We start from the raw sequence: 15263 nt of genomic DNA, 5'->3' as shown, positions 1-15263 counted from the left end.
CAATGCGTTGACGTTACTGCAAACCGTGCCCGGGGGCCATTTGTGCGGCGCGGCCACGCTGCTTGTGGAAATCGGCGCTGGCACGGCGGCTTTCGGCGGTGTCGACCGCCTGGCGCCCTAGTGGAGCGTCCGCCCTGGCAAAAAGGAATCGGCCCGCACACGCAAATCCGGCCGGGTGTGTAAAGGCAATACCTGTGTGCGGCGTCTGGTGTGCAAGTTCGCCCATGCCGCCGGCCACACCCATTCCGTTTTCAAGTCGAAGCTCCAGTCGCTGGTGGTGCGGTGCGGGCACAAGCGTTCGATCCACCCGGTTCGGTTCAGGCATTCGACCAGCTTCGCCAGCAGGTGGGTATGTCCAACGCTCGCCACTGCATTAATCCTGAGCATCTACCGCATGGTCAGGAGAAGCATTCGCAGATCGCGACGGCGACTACCCGTGAATCACTCCGCTGGCAGGCCTGCCACGAGGAAAGCGACGAAATCGGGTGGCGCAGGGGATCGTCGAAGCGGTTCCCCATCTCATTTGGCTACAACGCTGCCCGAGAACTTAGCCCATATAAGCGCCGCCCGATACGATAATCGTTTCTCCGGTCACGAAGCTCGCGGCGTCGCTGCAGAGAAAAGCGATCACGCTGGCAATCTCGGACGGTTTGCCGTAGCGCCGCAAGAGGATCTGCTTAAGGATGTCTTCGCCCATTCGGCCGATCAACCCACCCGTCATTGGGGTTTCAATCAGACCGGGCGAGACGCAGTTCACCCTGATGCGTGGCGCGAGGTCTTTCGCAAGACCTCGCGTGAGGGCGAGCACGCCCCCCTTCGACGCCCCATAATGAGCATGACCTCCCGTCCCGCCAACATGCGCCGCCACTGAGGCCAGCGTCACGATCGCCCCGTTGTCCCGCAACACCGGGATCGCGCTGCGCACCAGGAAAAATACTCCGTCGAGGTTGATGGCGATGGTGCGCCGCCAAGCTTCGTCGGTCATCTCCGCCGTGATCTGCTGATCATAAATACCGGCACAGGAAACGAGGTGATCAATCCCGCTGTGCCGTTCGACCGCATGGGCAACTACCTCCGCAGCGCTGACCGAAGCGCCCGCGTCGTATCTGAACGCGGAGACGCGCTCACCGGACGGATCGAGCGCTTCTGCGACGACGCGTGCCGCGCCCTCGTTGATATCGGCGAGAACCACATTCGCGCCACAACCAAAGAAATATTCCGCTGTCGCCTTGCCAATACCGCTGGCCGCGCCAGTTATCAACGCCGTCTTGCCCGAGAAATCAAACATGGCCTCTCCCTAATTATTGGGTCGCGCAGTGCACGAAGATTGCAGCAGCCTCCCCGCAAGGCGCCACCACTTGAAACATTGCTCGCTGTAACTCTACGGCGTCGGCAGCGGGCGATTGGGTGCATTCACGCGGACCCATTTCCCGGTTTCCGAAGCTCTCTCGATTGCGTCGATCACGCGGTGTAACTCCACCCCATCATCGAAGGTCGGGGCCGTCCGGGTGCCGTTGCGCAGGTCGTGCGCCATCCGCGCGTAAAGCCGGGCGACGTTGCCAGGGTTCACGTTGTCCGGCCAATTGCCGGTGGTATAGCTTTCGGGCAGCGTGATCGGCTCCATCGCTGTCCGGTCATCCCCGCGGCCGCCTTCCAGTGACAGCTTCACCTGCTGCGAACCGCCGTGTAGGCCGGTTACGCGCAGATCGCCTTCGGTTCCGTTGATTTCCCACACGAGTCCGACCTTGCCGCGCGGCATGCCACCCCGATAGTGCATCGAAATCGGCGCACCGTCGCCGATCCGTCCACAGACAACGACCTGATCCGGCGCGTCGAAGGGCACCATCTCGCCGGTTTCGGGCACGCGAATGACTCCCCGGCGGTTGTCGACGATCGTGGCGATCTCGGAAAAATCTCCCAACACTTCGCGAACGGCTGCCAGCGTGTGCCCCATCGGAATAGTCAGCATGTTCGCGCCATTCTTGCGTTCGAGCAGATAACCACGGCTCTGCACATCATCATGCTCGGCGCCCCAGCTTCGGCCCCACGCAGTGATCGTCGAGGAAAGCACCTTGCCGACATAGCCATCGGCAATGAGTTGGCGCAGATAGAGAACTTCAGACGCTACGCGGGCCTGTGTTCCGGAAACACCCAGCACTCCGGCCTTGCGGACCATGTCCGCCATTTCCACGGCTTCCGTGAGGCCGTTTCCGATTGGCCATTCGCAATAGATATGTTTGCCCCCGGTGACGGCGGCGCGCACCAGTTCCAGATGGAATGGCACTCGGACCGTAACCGCTATCACATCAATATCGGGGGACGCGGCCATCGCCGCGATATTTTCGAATGCAATCGGAATGCCGCAGGCCCGCGCGGCGGCATTAGCGCTCGCTTGGCTCGTATTCGCAACACCGACGATTTCGTAAATATCCGACAGTGACTGCAGCGCCGGTAAATGCGCGCGTGCGGCCCAACTAAGTTCGGGCTGAAGCCCGACAATGCCAATGCGGATTTTCTTTGTCATGTGGATTCCTACTTATGTCGTTCGAGAATACTGACGTAATTTGCGACCGCGGCGCCGCCCATGTTGAAAATGCCGCCAAGGACCGCGTCCCTCACCTGGATCTGCCCGGCCTCGCCACAAAGCTGCATGGCGGTCAACACATGCATCGAGACGCCGGTCGCTCCGATCGGATGACCTTTGGCCTTCAGCCCCCCGAGGGGTTAACAGGAAGGCGGCCATCCGGCTGCGTCCAGCCTTCCTTGATCGCGATTGCCCCTTTTCCAGCGGGTGTCAGCCCCATGGCCTCATATTCGATCAGTTCGGCGACCGTGAAGCAATCGTGGGTCTCAACGAAAGAAAGATCGTCGAGCTGCAAACCTGCAGTGGAGAGAGCCTGTCGCCAAGCCTCCGAACAACCGTCGAAGCGGACGATATCGCGCTTCGACATTGGCAGAAAATCCTGCACGTGCGCAGCTGCGCGAAACGCGACGGCGCGTGGCATGTCTTTCGCGGCGTCGGATTCCATCAGAATGATCGCCGCTGCGCCGTCGGATACCAGAGAGCAGTCGGTCCGTTTCAACGGCCCCGCAACTAACGGATTTTTCGGGCTTTCAGTACGGCAGAACTCGTAGCCGAGATCCTTGCGCATTTGCGCATAGGGATTGCCGACGCCGTTGCGATGGTTCTTTGCGGCGATCATGGCGAGCGCATCGGACTGATCGCCGTGCCGCTGAAAATAGCGATCCGCGATCTTTCCGAATACGCCGGCAAAACCCATTGGTGTATCACCGTCCTCGGGGAGATACGAGGCCTTCAACAGGTTCAGGCCGATCTCTTCGGCGGGCGTCGTGCTCATCTGCTCCACGCCAACCACGAGCACTGTACGGGCGCGCCCCGACTCGATCGACTTGATGCCTTGGTGGACAGCGGCCGAGCCCGTCGCACAAGCGTTCTCGACCCGTGTCGCCGGCTTGAAGCGGAAACCATCATCGGCTTGGAAGACCAGCGACGCGGTAAAGTTCTGCCGCGAAAAGCCCGCGTTGAAATGACCCAGATACACCTCGTCCACCTCTTTCGCGGAGAGGCCCGCGTGTTCAAGTGCTTCGCGTACGACACGCACGATCAGGCTCTCGACAGTTTCGGTATCATGCTTCCCGAACGGCGTGTGTGCCCATCCGACAATGCTGACGCTCATCGTTTTATCCTTTCAAGTTCGGTTGTAATGCTGACGCTCATCGTTCTATCCTTTCAAATCCGGTTGTCCGCCGGAGATGTTGCGGCAGCCGCCGGCGCAGGAGCGGGAACACGTCAAGGTAATTCCCGCTACCACTCAGCCGCTGCCGGCGGAGGGCATCAAAAGTCGACCTTGTCCCCGCCCTTGAGCGCCAGAATCTCGCGCGCTTCGTCCGGGGTCGCGACTTCAAGCCCCAGCCCCTCGATGATCTTGCGCACGATGCGGACTTGTTCGGCGTTCGTCGCGGCGAGTTTGCCCGGCCCCGCCCACAGCGAGTCCTCAAGACCGACACGCACATTGCCACCCATCGCCGCAGCGATCGCTGCCACAGTCATCTGGTTTTTCCCGGCGCCTAGAACCGACCATGTATAGTCCGACCCGAACAAACGATCGGCCGTGCGCTTCATATGATAAACGTCGTCGGGATGGGCCCCGATGCCGCCCAGCAAACCGAATACGGTCTGAATGAACAGTGGTGGCTTGACCAAACTGCGGTCGAGGAAATGCCTCAGCGTGTACAAATGCGCGGTATCGTAGCACTCGAACTCGAAGCGTGTGCCGCATTCACCCAGCGTGGTCAGTGCATACTCAATATCAGCAAAGGTGTTCTTAAAGAACAGCTTGCGTGAGTTTTCGAGCGCCTCCGGCTCCCAGTCGAACTTCCATTTCTTGTAGCGGTCGAGCATCGGATAGAGGCCGAGGTTCATCGTGCCGAGGTTCATCGACGCGACCTCTGGCTTGAACTTCGCCGCGGGGCGAACACGGTCTTCAACCGGCAGCCAAGGCGAACCACCGCTGGTCAGGTTGATGACCACGTTACTACGCTGCTTGATGAGAGGAAGGAAGCCCTCAAAAGCTTCGGGTGTCTGGTCCGGCTGGCCGGTTAACGGGTTACGGGCATGCAGGTGAACGATAGCCGCTCCGGCTTCCGCCGCGCCGACCGCAGCATCTGCGATCTCCTCCGGCGTGATCGGCAGGTGCGGCGACATCGTCGGTGTATGGATTGCACCGGTAACGGCGCATGTGATAATAACTTTTCGAGCCATGGAACATCTCCTTCGTGCTTGGTAGATCATTGACCATCTGAAGCCGCAACCGCCGGTGAGCTGAAGCTGTCATTACGCGCAGCCTCAATTCGCCAATTATATGGTCCGACCATTTAATGAGGCGAACAGTGTCGCCACCCGCTGTGCCTACCGATCAGATCGGTAGGCAAGCCGACAAAACGCTGCCGGGGCCGCCTGAGCCACTCGCCTCAGGCTTTCGCATCATCAGAGCCGGACGCTTGCACTGGGCGACCAGTTCGCCTTTTTGATTGAACGCGCGATGCATGAAGGTCACAATACCCTGGTTCGGCCGAGACTTGCTTTCCCGCTTATCAATCACCTCGGTCTCGGACCGAATCGTGTCACCATGGAAGACGGGCCGGGGGAAACGACACTCTTCAAAGCCGAGATTGCCGACAGTCGTTCCCAAAGTGGTATCACCCACGCTCAGCCCCACCATCAGTCCGAGCGTAAAGGCACTGTTGACGATTCGCTGGCCGAATTCGGTATGGTTGCGACAGTAATCTTCGTCAATGTGAATCGCCGCCGGATTGCAGGTAGTCGTCGAGAACCAGACGTTATCCGCTTCAGTGATGGTGCGGCGCACACTGTGCTGAAAAATCTGCCCAAACTTAAACTCGTCGTAGTAAAGCCCAGCCATGTATCACTCCTTAATATGAATCGGGTACCGTTGTGAACGCACTGTATTCTTCTCCCGTGAGCAGATATTACACAAAAAAGTCCGGGGGCGCAATAAAGGTCCGACCAAAAATAGTGTCTTAGTTTTGACTCTGCTGGCACGATGAATATGCGTATCATCGGAGCAGCGTGCATTGCGTATGCGAGCGCAGAATCGCCGGCGATTACCCAACGTGTCGGCGATCTCCGGCAAAGACGACCTGACTGGGCAGCCCGATGCTTTCGTCACTTCTCCAAGCTGAGCCTGCTCCGAGTTAAGGGAGACGGTAGACCCGCCGTGCGTTTTCGGCAAATACTGCCCGCAATTCCACGTCACCGATATCGGCCAGCATCTTCTTGAAGCCGTTGAGCAATGTCCGATACGACGCCGCCGCACGGTCCACCGGGAAGTTGCTTCCGAAGATGCTACGCTCGGGCCCAAATGCCTCGACGCAGGTGCGTACATACGGCTTCCACGCAGCGACGAGCTCGTCGGACGATTGCGCTTGACCGCCCCCTGCGAAATTGAACCCCAACCTGGAAATCCCGAGCCCGCTGAGCTTCACATTCACGTTCGGCGCTGTAGCCAAGGACCCGATTCCTCGAGACCAGTGCCCGAAAACTTCCTTGCGCATCGACGCATAACGTCCGACGCCCAGGGGGCCACCGACGTGATCGAGTACGATCGTCAGCTCGGGAACCTTTTCAGCGAACCGCAGCACGTCGTCCAGCTGCGTATGGAACGCCCATAGGTCAAGTACGAGCCCCTTGCGAGCCAGACATCGTGCCGCATCAAGAAATGCGGGATTGTCGAGAACACTTCCGGACGGATAGCCAATTTCGTTGTAGCCCGCCACCGGGTCGGTATCGAAGGCCACACGAAAGCGCACACCGCGGAACCGTCCTTGGCCGGCCGCGATCTGGGCATCAATGATCGGCTCCACATCCGCGCCAAGCGGCAGGTTCACGGCCCCTAAAATGCCACAGGCGAGGTCGTGACCTGAGCCTTCGGCCAGCTTTGCCTGCTCCAGCACAAACTCCGTCTCACCGATCGGCTGAAAGTCGGGCCGCGGGTCGTCGGAATAACGCATGTTGCATTCGACGTAGATGCTGGCCGTGACATTATGGCCGTCCGCAACATCGACCAGGAATTCCGGGGCGAAGTAGTCGAATCCGATCCTGTCCCACAGGTGAATATGCGCATCCACGATTGGCAGATCCGGCATGACGATGTTTTCGCGCATGGGCGCGGCAGTACTTTTAGACATCAATTTCTCCTCCTTTTCCTGACGATGCGGACCGCGCGACAGCGTTGTCGGACGCTGCCCCTCCGATATATGGTCCGTCCATTTTTAAATTATATATCGTAATTGCGTCCGGACGGAAGCACGATCAACAGATGCGGACAACACGATCTCGCAATTTATGACATTGGCGCATTCGCGCAGCGCCGGAAAATCGGCCAGGTAGGTGCGAAGAGCAGAGCGCTGGGCCAGCGAGTGAAACATGGCATCGACGTGCGCGGCGTAGTCTTCGAGCGGCCCCAATGCCGGCGGGCAAGGACGACGGGCAGTCATAGCGGCATTCCTCTTGCCGCCCTCCGCATACATCTCTGATGCCGCCGGATTCAACAAACCAGCGATAAGTCTGGTTCCGGAAATGAAGACACGGGCTCCCGTAAAACGACATGGACATTTCGACTGGGCTGCCTATACCTTATCAATAAGGCAAGCAACATGATAGATGATTAAGTCCTCGGCACCGCTGAAGCTGCTTGAATCCGAGCTCTACGTCATCGGTATGCCAAAACGTGAACTGCCCCTGAACAACGGGTTCCATTGCCCCATGGTGGCTAAGAGCTTGATATCTATTAGTTTGGTTAATTAACGCATACCAGCAGCAAACCCTAGTTGAACTTTACGAATCTTAAAAAGGAGACAGAGATGAGTACTAAAGAGATCGGGCGGCAAATCATGAGCGAGCTAATGGGCGCCGATTACGTGCAGAGTAAGGAAAAGAAGCGCAATTCTTTCAACTCGGTGAATTCTTTCAACTCGGTGAAATGGGAAATGAAAGCATCATCATGGTGATCGCTGAGGTCTTCAGCCTGGGCGTCAAGGCGGGTGTCGAACCGCTTGAGCTTTGGCATGCGGTCCGGCAGGGCGCAATCGGCCGCGCACGCACCTTCGATCGCATGGGCGACCAGTATCATATCGATGACGCAGCCTCGACTCTGTCAAGCGCAACATATTCCTCTAATAATTCAAATATCTTTTTCGTCAGGAGACAATGTGAACTTCTTAAAAACAACGCCTCGTGGATCAACCATGAATGTCGTATCTCTCGTTCTTTGCAAAATGGGCGAAGCGCTTGCCATGCGGCCTCAGCTGCAGCACCGGTCGCTGTCTCGTGAAAAGCGGTACGCGGCGCCACGCGATAAGCGACTTTTCGGTCAACGCGTGCCCGTAGCCATCCGATGGCTGCCCGTGCTCGCCTTGACCGCGTCCGGACTTGCGCAAGCCCAGGACTGGCCGAGCAAACCCGTGCGCATCGTTGTGCCCATCGCCGCCGGCAGTGCGACCGACCTCCTTGCGCGGATGGTCGGGCAGGCCTTGTCGGAGACGACGGGCCAGCCGTTCGTAATCGATAACAAGTCGGGCGCAGTCGGCGCGATAGGCTCGAACGAGGTCGCCCGTGCCCCGGCGGACGGCTACACACTTCTCATCGCCACTACCAGCACGCACGCGATCGCACCGCACGTGTCGACCAAGCTTCCGTACAACGCTGTCAAGGACTTCACACCAATCGCATTCTTGACGGAGGCCAATAATTTGCTGGTCGTGTCGCCGACGCTTCCCGTCAAGAATGTAAAGGAACTGCTCGCGCTGGCGCGCGAGAAGCCTGGGTATCTCAATTACGTCAGCAGCGGCGTCGGCTCGTTTGGCCACTTGAGCTTCGAACTCTTAGCGGCCCAGACCGGCGTATCCTTCACCCACGTTCCCTACAAGGGAACGGGAGCAGCGCTCCAAGATCTCATGAGCGGTGCCGTGCACATGGCGTTGGAGGCCATCCCGTCAGCCCTGCCGAAAGTGAAGTCAGGTATGGCGGGCGCGCTGGCGGTCAGCGGAGCGCACCGATCGGCGATCGCCCCGGACATCCCGACGATCGCCGAATCGGGCGTGCCGGGGTTCTCGGTGCAGTCCTGGTTCGGCCTGTACGGGCCGCGCGGGATGCCCCCCGAGCTCACCCAGCGCATCAACGAAAAAGTTAACAAGATGCTGCAATCGCCGAACATGGTCGTTCGCTTCCAGGCCATGGGGATCGAGGCGGGGCGCGGCTCACCGGCTGATTTCGCTGCGATGGTGGCCAACGACAGCGCGCGCTGGGGCCGCATCGCGAAGGAACGCAACATTAAAATGGAGTGAACTGGGCTTGCGGACGCGCCGCGCGGCAGGCGCGGCCCGTCCGTCCTTGACCCGCTGGCTCTCAGGAAGGCCACCGTGGCCACTGACGGCATGGTCGAAGCGCCGTGCCGTTTCGAAAGGCAGGGCTGGCCTGGTTAGACCGCGCACTTCTGCGGTCAAAATATTCAAATCAGGAGGAAGGCGTGGCGTTGTACTCTCGCGAATTGTCTTGCGTCGCCAGTATCGCCCCCACTCCACGCTCGGGTGGGAGCGTCTGTGCTCTCGCTACATTGCGTCGTCCGTCTTGTAGACTTCGATAGTCAATCGTGGCATCGTGGCGAAGTCGACCGGCGGCTGCCATCCCTCCAACAACCGCACGTTCTGCTCCACCTCTTCAGGCCAGCGCATGCCGACGATGCCGGAGTGCACGCGGGAATCCGCATGGACAAACTTCAGGGAGACTTCATACAGGTCGCGCGCGGCCTGCCATTCCGGCGCAAGGTGGCTCGCCTCTCGCTGGAGAATGCCAGAGGTCATCGTGCGCATCGACACCACACCTGCATTCACCTTGGCCGCTTCGATCAGGAAATGCCGGGCCGCCCCCTGGTAGATGAAGTTGTAGGCCACCTGGTAAACCTCGATGGCCTCGTGGGCCAGGAACGGGATCACCGTCCAGGGCTCTTCGGCCGTGATGCCGATGTGGCCGATCTTGCCCGCCTCACGCAGTTCGAGCAGGGCATCGAGCGGACCACCCTTGAGGATGTGCTCCACCTCCGCTGCCGTGTACATCCGGCCATGTATCTGCATGATATCGATGTGATCGGTCTGAAACCGCTTCAGACTTTCGTGGACGCTGTCGATGACGCCCTTATGGTCCAGTTCGTACCAGACCTTGCTGGCCAGCACACAATCCTTGCGGCGCGTTTTCATCACCTCGCCGATAAGCGTCTCGCTGTAGCCGTTGCCATAAACCGGTGAGGTATCGATGTAGTTGATGCCACGGTCCAGGGCGGCATTGAGCGTTGCATGGACCACTTTTCGGCCGTCATCCGTCATCGGATCCCAGCCCTGCGTGCGGTGCACATAGGCAAATGCAGCGCCGCCAATCGCGATTGGCGAGACTTCAAGGCCAGTTCGTCCGAGTTTTCGTTTTTGCATGATTCGTATTCTCCATAGTTAGTCAATCCTCCTTGATAACAACACCCTTTTGGCACAGGGATCCTTCGATATGCACTGACTCCTGGCGAGCCACTGCGTCGCGCCAGTAGCCGCCAATCTGCATGCGAATCGTTCCTCCGGCGTAATGGCCCTCACCATGCAATGAGCGATTACAGCGCAATGAAGTGCAACTCACTCGACTTTGATGTTGGCCTCCTTGATCAGCTTGCTCCAGCGTGACAGCTCTAACGAAATCAGCCGACCGAAGTCATCGGGCGTGCCGGATTTTGGAATCGCGGCCAGACGCGTCAGCATCTCGCGCATGTCAGGTTCAGCAAGGATCGTGTTGAGCTCTTCGTTAATCCGCCTGACCACCTCGGGCGGCATGCCTGCCGGACCCATCAGGCCCCACCAGAATTCGATCTGGAACCCGGGGAAGCCGGCTTCGGCTGTGGTGGGAAGGTTCGGCGCGGACGTCATCCGCTGCGGACCGGCGACTGCCAGGAGGCGTAGCTTGCCACTCTCCAGCAGTGGCGATAGCGTGACGACAGAGCCCAGCATCGCCTGCAGTCGTCCGGACACGAGGTCAGGGTACGCCAGGGGAATACCCTTATAGGGCACATGCAGAAGTTGCGCCTTCGTTTCCATAGCCAGCATCTCCATGCCGATGTGGCTCATGGAGCCCACGCCGCTGGAGCCGTAGCTGATGCCATTGGGCTTGGCGCGCGCCAGATCAACCAGTTCTCGCAGCGTCTTTGCCTGGGATTGCGCAGGCACCACGATCACCAGGGGCGAAGTCGCAATCTGGCCGATCGGCACCAGGTCCTTTGCAAAATTGAATGGAAGCTTCTTGCCGGTCGATGCGTTGGTTGCCATCGCCGTCGTCACCACAAGCAGGGTGTAGCCATCGGGGGTTGCCTTGGCGACCGCATCGGTGCCCAGCGCCCCGCCCGCGCCACTCTTGTTTTCGACAACGACCGGCTGGCCAAGCCGGGCGGACAGCTTGTTGCTGATCGCACGCGCGATCACGTCGCTGCTGCCTCCCGGCGGGAAGGCGTCGATCAGCTTGATGGGACGGCCAGGCCAGGTCGCCTGAGCGCTCGCGCCAGCAGGAAGCAAGGCTGCCGCGGCGGCGACAAGCAAGGCATTTGCGCCCATGAGCATGCGGCGGGTGATATTAAAGGTGGTCATGCGTTGTCTCCTTGGTTGAACGTTTGTTGAATCCATCGGATGCAGGCTCGCTCTGGATGCGAACAGCTTCTCCTTGTCGCCAGATTCCGCAACTTCGCATGCATATCGATGCCGCTTGCAGATTGGCCTTCGGAGCAACAGGCAGGGCCGCCACTGTGCAATCCAGATTATTCGTGTTCACGCTGTCTCCTGCTTGTGTCCGGACCTGAGGCCCAAGAATTAATTTTTTGTTAAGTGTAGAAAGCACCTGCACCAAATGTCCATGTCGTTTTTCAAGAGTCCGCGTACGTGTTTTTCAAATACAGATCTTCACGTGGCGGCGCGATAATTCGGGTTCCGGAAATGAAGAAACGAGCTCCTGAAAAACGACATGGACATCTCGACTGGGCTGCCCATACCTTAGTGGTTAATCAACGAATACCAGCAGCAAACCCTAGTTGAACTTTACGAATCTTAAAAAGGAGACAGCAATGAGTACCAAAGAGATCGGGCGGCAAATCATGAGCGAGCTTATGGGTGCCGATTACGTGCAGAGTAAGGAAAAGAAGCGCAATTCTTTCAACTCGGTGATTCACGAGTATTCCGAAGAGGTGTGCTTCGGAAAAGTGTGGGCACGCAAGGGCATCGATCGCAAGCTGCGCAGCATCCTCAACATCGTCATGCTGACGGCGCTCAACCGCCCCAACCAAATGCGCAACCACCTGGAGGGCGCGCTCAATAACGGCTGCACGGTCGAAGAACTACGCGAAATTCTCTTGCATACAGCCGTGTATTGCGGCCTGCCGGCGGCAACTGATGCATTTCGGGTTGCCGAGGAAGTGCTGCAAGGACGCAAGCTCATCGACTGAACTGCCGGGGCGATGCCTTTGCAGGCTCGCCCCGACATCTTCAACGCAACAGCATTCCCTGCATTTTGCACAGCTCAGTGCTGCCATGCCGTGCAAATGAATGGGAAATGAAAGCATCATGAACGTTAATTATCAACAGAAGGAGACAGGCATGAAAGTAGGCTTCATTGGTCTTGGCACCATGGGTTTGGGAATGGCCCTCAACCTGCGCAAGGCGGGTTACGATCTCGTCGTTTATGACGTCCGCAAGGAGAGCGCGCAGCCACTGCTCGCGGCCGGCGCGACATGGGCGGCCTCTATTGGCGAGCTCGGAAGCGTGGCCGACGTGGTCTTTACATCGGTTCCCGGCCCGAAGGAAATGCAAGAGGTGGGCTTGGGCAAAGGCGGACTGCTGGAATCGATGAAACCGGGCAGCGTGTGGTTCGACCTGACGACCAATTCCCCTACCGTCGTGCGCAGCGTTCATGAGCAATGCGCGGAAAAAGGCATTGCGCTGCTCGACGCCCCCGTCAGCGGCGGCCCGGCCGGCGCAAACTCGGGCAAGCTGGCGATTTACGTCGGCGGTGACCGCAACACATTCGATGCGCAGAAGAAGCTCCTCGACGCCATCGGGGACCAGGTGATTTACGTGGGGCCGGTTGGCGCCGGCGGCGTTGCGAAGATCGTGCATAACTGCGCCAGCCTCACCATTCGCATGGTAATCGCTGAGGTCATCAGCCTGGGCGTCAAGGCCGGCGTCGAACCGCTCGAGCTCTGGCATGCGGTCCGCCAGGGCGCAATCGGCCGCGCACGCACCTTCGATCGCATCGGCGACCAGTACCTTCAGAACAAATACGATCCGCCCAATTTTGCCCTGCGCCTGGCGCACAAGGATCTCATGCTCAGCCTGGATCTGGGAAAGGAGCTCGGCGTGCCAATGAAGTATGCGCAAGTTACCAACGAAGACTTTACTGAAGCACTCGCGCGCGACTGGGGCAGCCGCGATTCACGCTCGCCGATGCAGCTGCAGAACGAGCGCGCCGGGGTGACGATCCAGTGTTCGGCAGAAGACGTAAAGAAGACGCTGGCGCGTGCCTGAAGCTGCTGGCCTTCATGTCCGTCATTCTCCAGTTGAATGACGGGCAATAAGACAACGTAGTAACGTGGGCATTGGTGCAAATAATGCCTTCAGTCAGAATCTGACGATTTGACCGCCATTGCCAAATGCTTAATGTGCTGTTCAAGAGGCGACATTTTGAACAAGTGATTACCCTTCTGTGCGCGAGGCGTTATTGCGCCGTAATCTTTACTCATCGCTGCTTGGATCTTCTCTGGAGAAAAAATGCATACGCTGGTATTGATCCGCCACGGCGAATCGACATGGAATCAGGAAAATCGCTTTACCGGATGGGTCGATATCGATCTCACGAAAAAGGGTATGGCGCAGGCTCGTGTCGCGGGAGAAGCATTGAAAAAGGCCGGCTTCGACTTCGATCTCGCCTTTACCTCAGTATTGAAACGGGCGATCCGGTCCCAGTGGTTGATCTTCGAAGCGATGGATTTGATGTGGGTGCCAATCGCTCCGCACTGGCGGTTGAACGAGCGGCATTACGGTGCACTGACCAGTTTGAATAAAGCGGACACTGCGGAGCGCTATGGTGCCGAACAGGCGCGGGTATGGCATCGCTCGTTTGATATTCCGCCACCGCCTTTAGATCGGGCAGATGCCCGCACTTTCTATGATGACCCGCGCTATGCGGCCCTCGACCAGTCTCAGATTCCTTTAACCGAGTGCTTGAAAGATACGGTTAATCGGGTTTTGCCGTTATGGCACGAATCGATCGCACCCGCAATCCGCTCCGGTAAGCGCGTGATAATCAATGCGCATGGAAACAGCATCCGCGCATTGATTAAGTGTCTTGGCGACATATCGGACCAATCAATAGCGGGCCTCGATATTCCCAACGGCATTCCGATCGTGCATGAGCTGGATGAAGAATTGCGCGTTCTGCGCCGTTACGTGCTGGATTTCGCCACAGAGCAAGAAACATAACCGACAAAGTGAGCGGTAAAGAACTCAATGAAATTTCACGATAAAGGAGACAAGATGCCGTTCCAAAATCTATTAACTCGAAGAGAAGTGCTCGCTAGTAGCATAGTTATTGCAGCGGCGGCCCTATTGCCAGGGCCTTTGCGCGCCCAGGTTACGTGGCCTGACAGGCCCATCAAAATTGTTGTTCCATACGCTGCCGGTGGCAGTACCGATGTCATAGCGCGATTCGTCGCAAACAAGCTTACCGAAAGGCTTGGCCAACCGGTTATTGTCGAAAATAAACCTGGTGCGAACGGAATCCTTGCTACATCGTACGTAGCCCGCCAGCGCCCTGATGGCTATACCTTGTTATTGGCGGGTACCACCTTGGTCACCGCCCCTTTAATCAGCTTTAGCAATAAGAAGCCTCCATACGATCCAGTAAAGGATCTACAGCCTATCGGGCAAATAGGGGGGGCGCCGTTCATGGTTGTCATTTCGAATGAGCTTAAGGCTGCCAACCTGCGTGAATTGATCGATCTTGCTCAGGCAAAGCCGCAAAGCATCAACTATGGCTCAGGCGGCATTGGTTCTCTGAACCATCTCGGAGTTGAACTAATCGCGTCGGCAACCAAGATCAAACTTACGCACGTTCCGTATTCAGGCATCGCACCTGCATTTGCCGATCTGCTAGGCGGAAATTTACAGATGTCATTGGTCTCCCTTCCAACTGCTCTGCCACATTTACGTTCAGGACGTATTCGGGCGCTAGCCATTACAAGTGCGCAACGGTCGCCGCTTGCACCGCAAGTGCCAACGGTGTCGGAGGCTGGAGTTCCGGGGTTTCAGTTTTATGCATGGTACGGATTGACTGGCCCGGCTGGATTGCCAGCACAGGTGCTGAAGCGGCTCAATACGGAGCTAAACACTGTGCTTGGGTCCGCCGATGCTATCGAGTTGCTTGCGCGTGACGGCACGGCCCCTCGAACGAGCTCACCAGAAGACTTCGGTAATTTGATCAATTCTGAGGTTGGGGCTTGGCAGCAGTTGATCAAACAAGCGAATATCGCGTCCGAATAAGTAGGTCAGAGTCGTCAGACTTCCCTGTTGCATAGGCGTTGTATCGGCAAGAGGTGGCGGCAACCGCTTTCACTTCCATGCCAACTTGAGCGCAAACCAAAAAGGAGTGT

The 15263-nt window shown here is 58.1% G+C and carries 13 protein-coding genes and 3 pseudogenes; 6 read left to right on the top strand and 10 right to left on the bottom strand.

The window, feature by feature from the left end:
* Position 1 precedes the first annotated feature (1 nt).
* Positions 2–304: pseudogene (locus D3878_RS24415) on the top strand (transposase); the annotation flags it as partial.
* 243 nt (positions 305–547) lie between these two features.
* On the opposite strand, the gene D3878_RS18140 reads toward D3878_RS24415, so the two are convergent.
* From D3878_RS18140 to D3878_RS24140, 8 genes and pseudogenes are all read right to left on the bottom strand, one after another.
* Complete coding sequence (locus D3878_RS18140) at positions 548–1288, bottom strand: SDR family NAD(P)-dependent oxidoreductase (protein ID WP_119786764.1); 741 nt, start codon at positions 1286–1288, stop codon at positions 548–550.
* Between the two features lie 93 nt (positions 1289–1381).
* Positions 1382–2524: a Gfo/Idh/MocA family protein gene (locus tag D3878_RS18135; protein ID WP_119786763.1), complete on the bottom strand. Its 1143-nt coding sequence runs from the start codon at positions 2522–2524 to the stop codon at positions 1382–1384.
* Positions 2525–2532: 8 nt separating this feature from the next.
* A pseudogene (locus D3878_RS18130) lies at positions 2533–3698 on the bottom strand (acetyl-CoA acetyltransferase).
* Between the two features lie 158 nt (positions 3699–3856).
* Complete coding sequence (gene kce, locus D3878_RS18125) at positions 3857–4783, bottom strand: 3,5-dioxohexanoate:acetyl-CoA acetone transferase (protein WP_119786762.1); 927 nt, start codon at positions 4781–4783, stop codon at positions 3857–3859.
* A 154-nt stretch (positions 4784–4937) separates the two neighbouring features.
* Positions 4938–5444 (bottom strand): MaoC family dehydratase, encoded by a 507-nt coding sequence (locus tag D3878_RS18120; RefSeq protein WP_119786761.1) that lies wholly within the window; start codon positions 5442–5444, stop codon positions 4938–4940.
* A gap of 292 nt (positions 5445–5736) precedes the next feature.
* Positions 5737–6729 (bottom strand): amidohydrolase family protein, encoded by a 993-nt coding sequence (locus tag D3878_RS18115; RefSeq protein ID WP_119786760.1) that lies wholly within the window; start codon positions 6727–6729, stop codon positions 5737–5739.
* Between the two features lie 171 nt (positions 6730–6900).
* Positions 6901–7038 (bottom strand): annotated as a pseudogene (locus tag D3878_RS24840) (IS701 family transposase); the annotation flags it as partial.
* 419 nt (positions 7039–7457) lie between these two features.
* Entirely contained in the window at positions 7458–7673 is a 216-nt protein-coding gene (locus D3878_RS24140; protein WP_199688204.1) for a hypothetical protein, read from the bottom strand.
* Positions 7674–7788: 115 nt separating this feature from the next.
* On the opposite strand from D3878_RS24140, the gene D3878_RS18095 reads away from it, so the two are divergent.
* On the top strand, positions 7789–8886 hold the full coding sequence (locus tag D3878_RS18095; protein WP_233556382.1) for a Bug family tripartite tricarboxylate transporter substrate binding protein: 1098 nt from the start codon (positions 7789–7791) through the stop codon (positions 8884–8886).
* Between the two features lie 264 nt (positions 8887–9150).
* Here the strand turns inward: D3878_RS18095 and D3878_RS18090 are convergent, their stop codons facing one another.
* Positions 9151–10023: an aldo/keto reductase gene (locus D3878_RS18090; RefSeq protein ID WP_119786757.1), complete on the bottom strand. Its 873-nt coding sequence runs from the start codon at positions 10021–10023 to the stop codon at positions 9151–9153.
* Between the two features lie 192 nt (positions 10024–10215).
* Positions 10216–11214: a Bug family tripartite tricarboxylate transporter substrate binding protein gene (locus D3878_RS18085; protein WP_158592311.1), complete on the bottom strand. Its 999-nt coding sequence runs from the start codon at positions 11212–11214 to the stop codon at positions 10216–10218.
* 470 nt (positions 11215–11684) lie between these two features.
* Here D3878_RS18085 and D3878_RS18080 point away from each other — a divergent pair, with 470 nt between their 5' ends.
* The 4 genes from D3878_RS18080 to D3878_RS18065 all read left to right on the top strand — a co-directional run bounded on the left by D3878_RS18080 (position 11685) and on the right by D3878_RS18065 (position 15153).
* Complete coding sequence (locus D3878_RS18080) at positions 11685–12062, top strand: carboxymuconolactone decarboxylase family protein (RefSeq protein WP_119786755.1); 378 nt, start codon at positions 11685–11687, stop codon at positions 12060–12062.
* A 100-nt stretch (positions 12063–12162) separates the two neighbouring features.
* On the top strand, positions 12163–13140 hold the full coding sequence (locus D3878_RS18075; RefSeq protein ID WP_338016815.1) for an NAD(P)-dependent oxidoreductase: 978 nt from the start codon (positions 12163–12165) through the stop codon (positions 13138–13140).
* Between the two features lie 243 nt (positions 13141–13383).
* Positions 13384–14094 (top strand): 2,3-diphosphoglycerate-dependent phosphoglycerate mutase, encoded by a 711-nt coding sequence (gene gpmA, locus D3878_RS18070; protein WP_119786754.1) that lies wholly within the window; start codon positions 13384–13386, stop codon positions 14092–14094.
* 27 nt (positions 14095–14121) lie between these two features.
* Positions 14122–15153 (top strand): tripartite tricarboxylate transporter substrate binding protein, encoded by a 1032-nt coding sequence (locus D3878_RS18065; RefSeq protein WP_119786753.1) that lies wholly within the window; start codon positions 14122–14124, stop codon positions 15151–15153.
* Positions 15154–15263: the final 110 nt, after the last annotated feature.

It is taken from the genome of Noviherbaspirillum sedimenti (genome assembly GCF_003590835.1).
Lineage (GTDB): Bacteria > Pseudomonadota > Gammaproteobacteria > Burkholderiales > Burkholderiaceae_D > Paucimonas > Paucimonas sedimenti.
The sequence above is the reverse complement of the archived record's forward strand: the minus strand, read 5'-3'. Positions and strand labels throughout refer to the sequence as shown.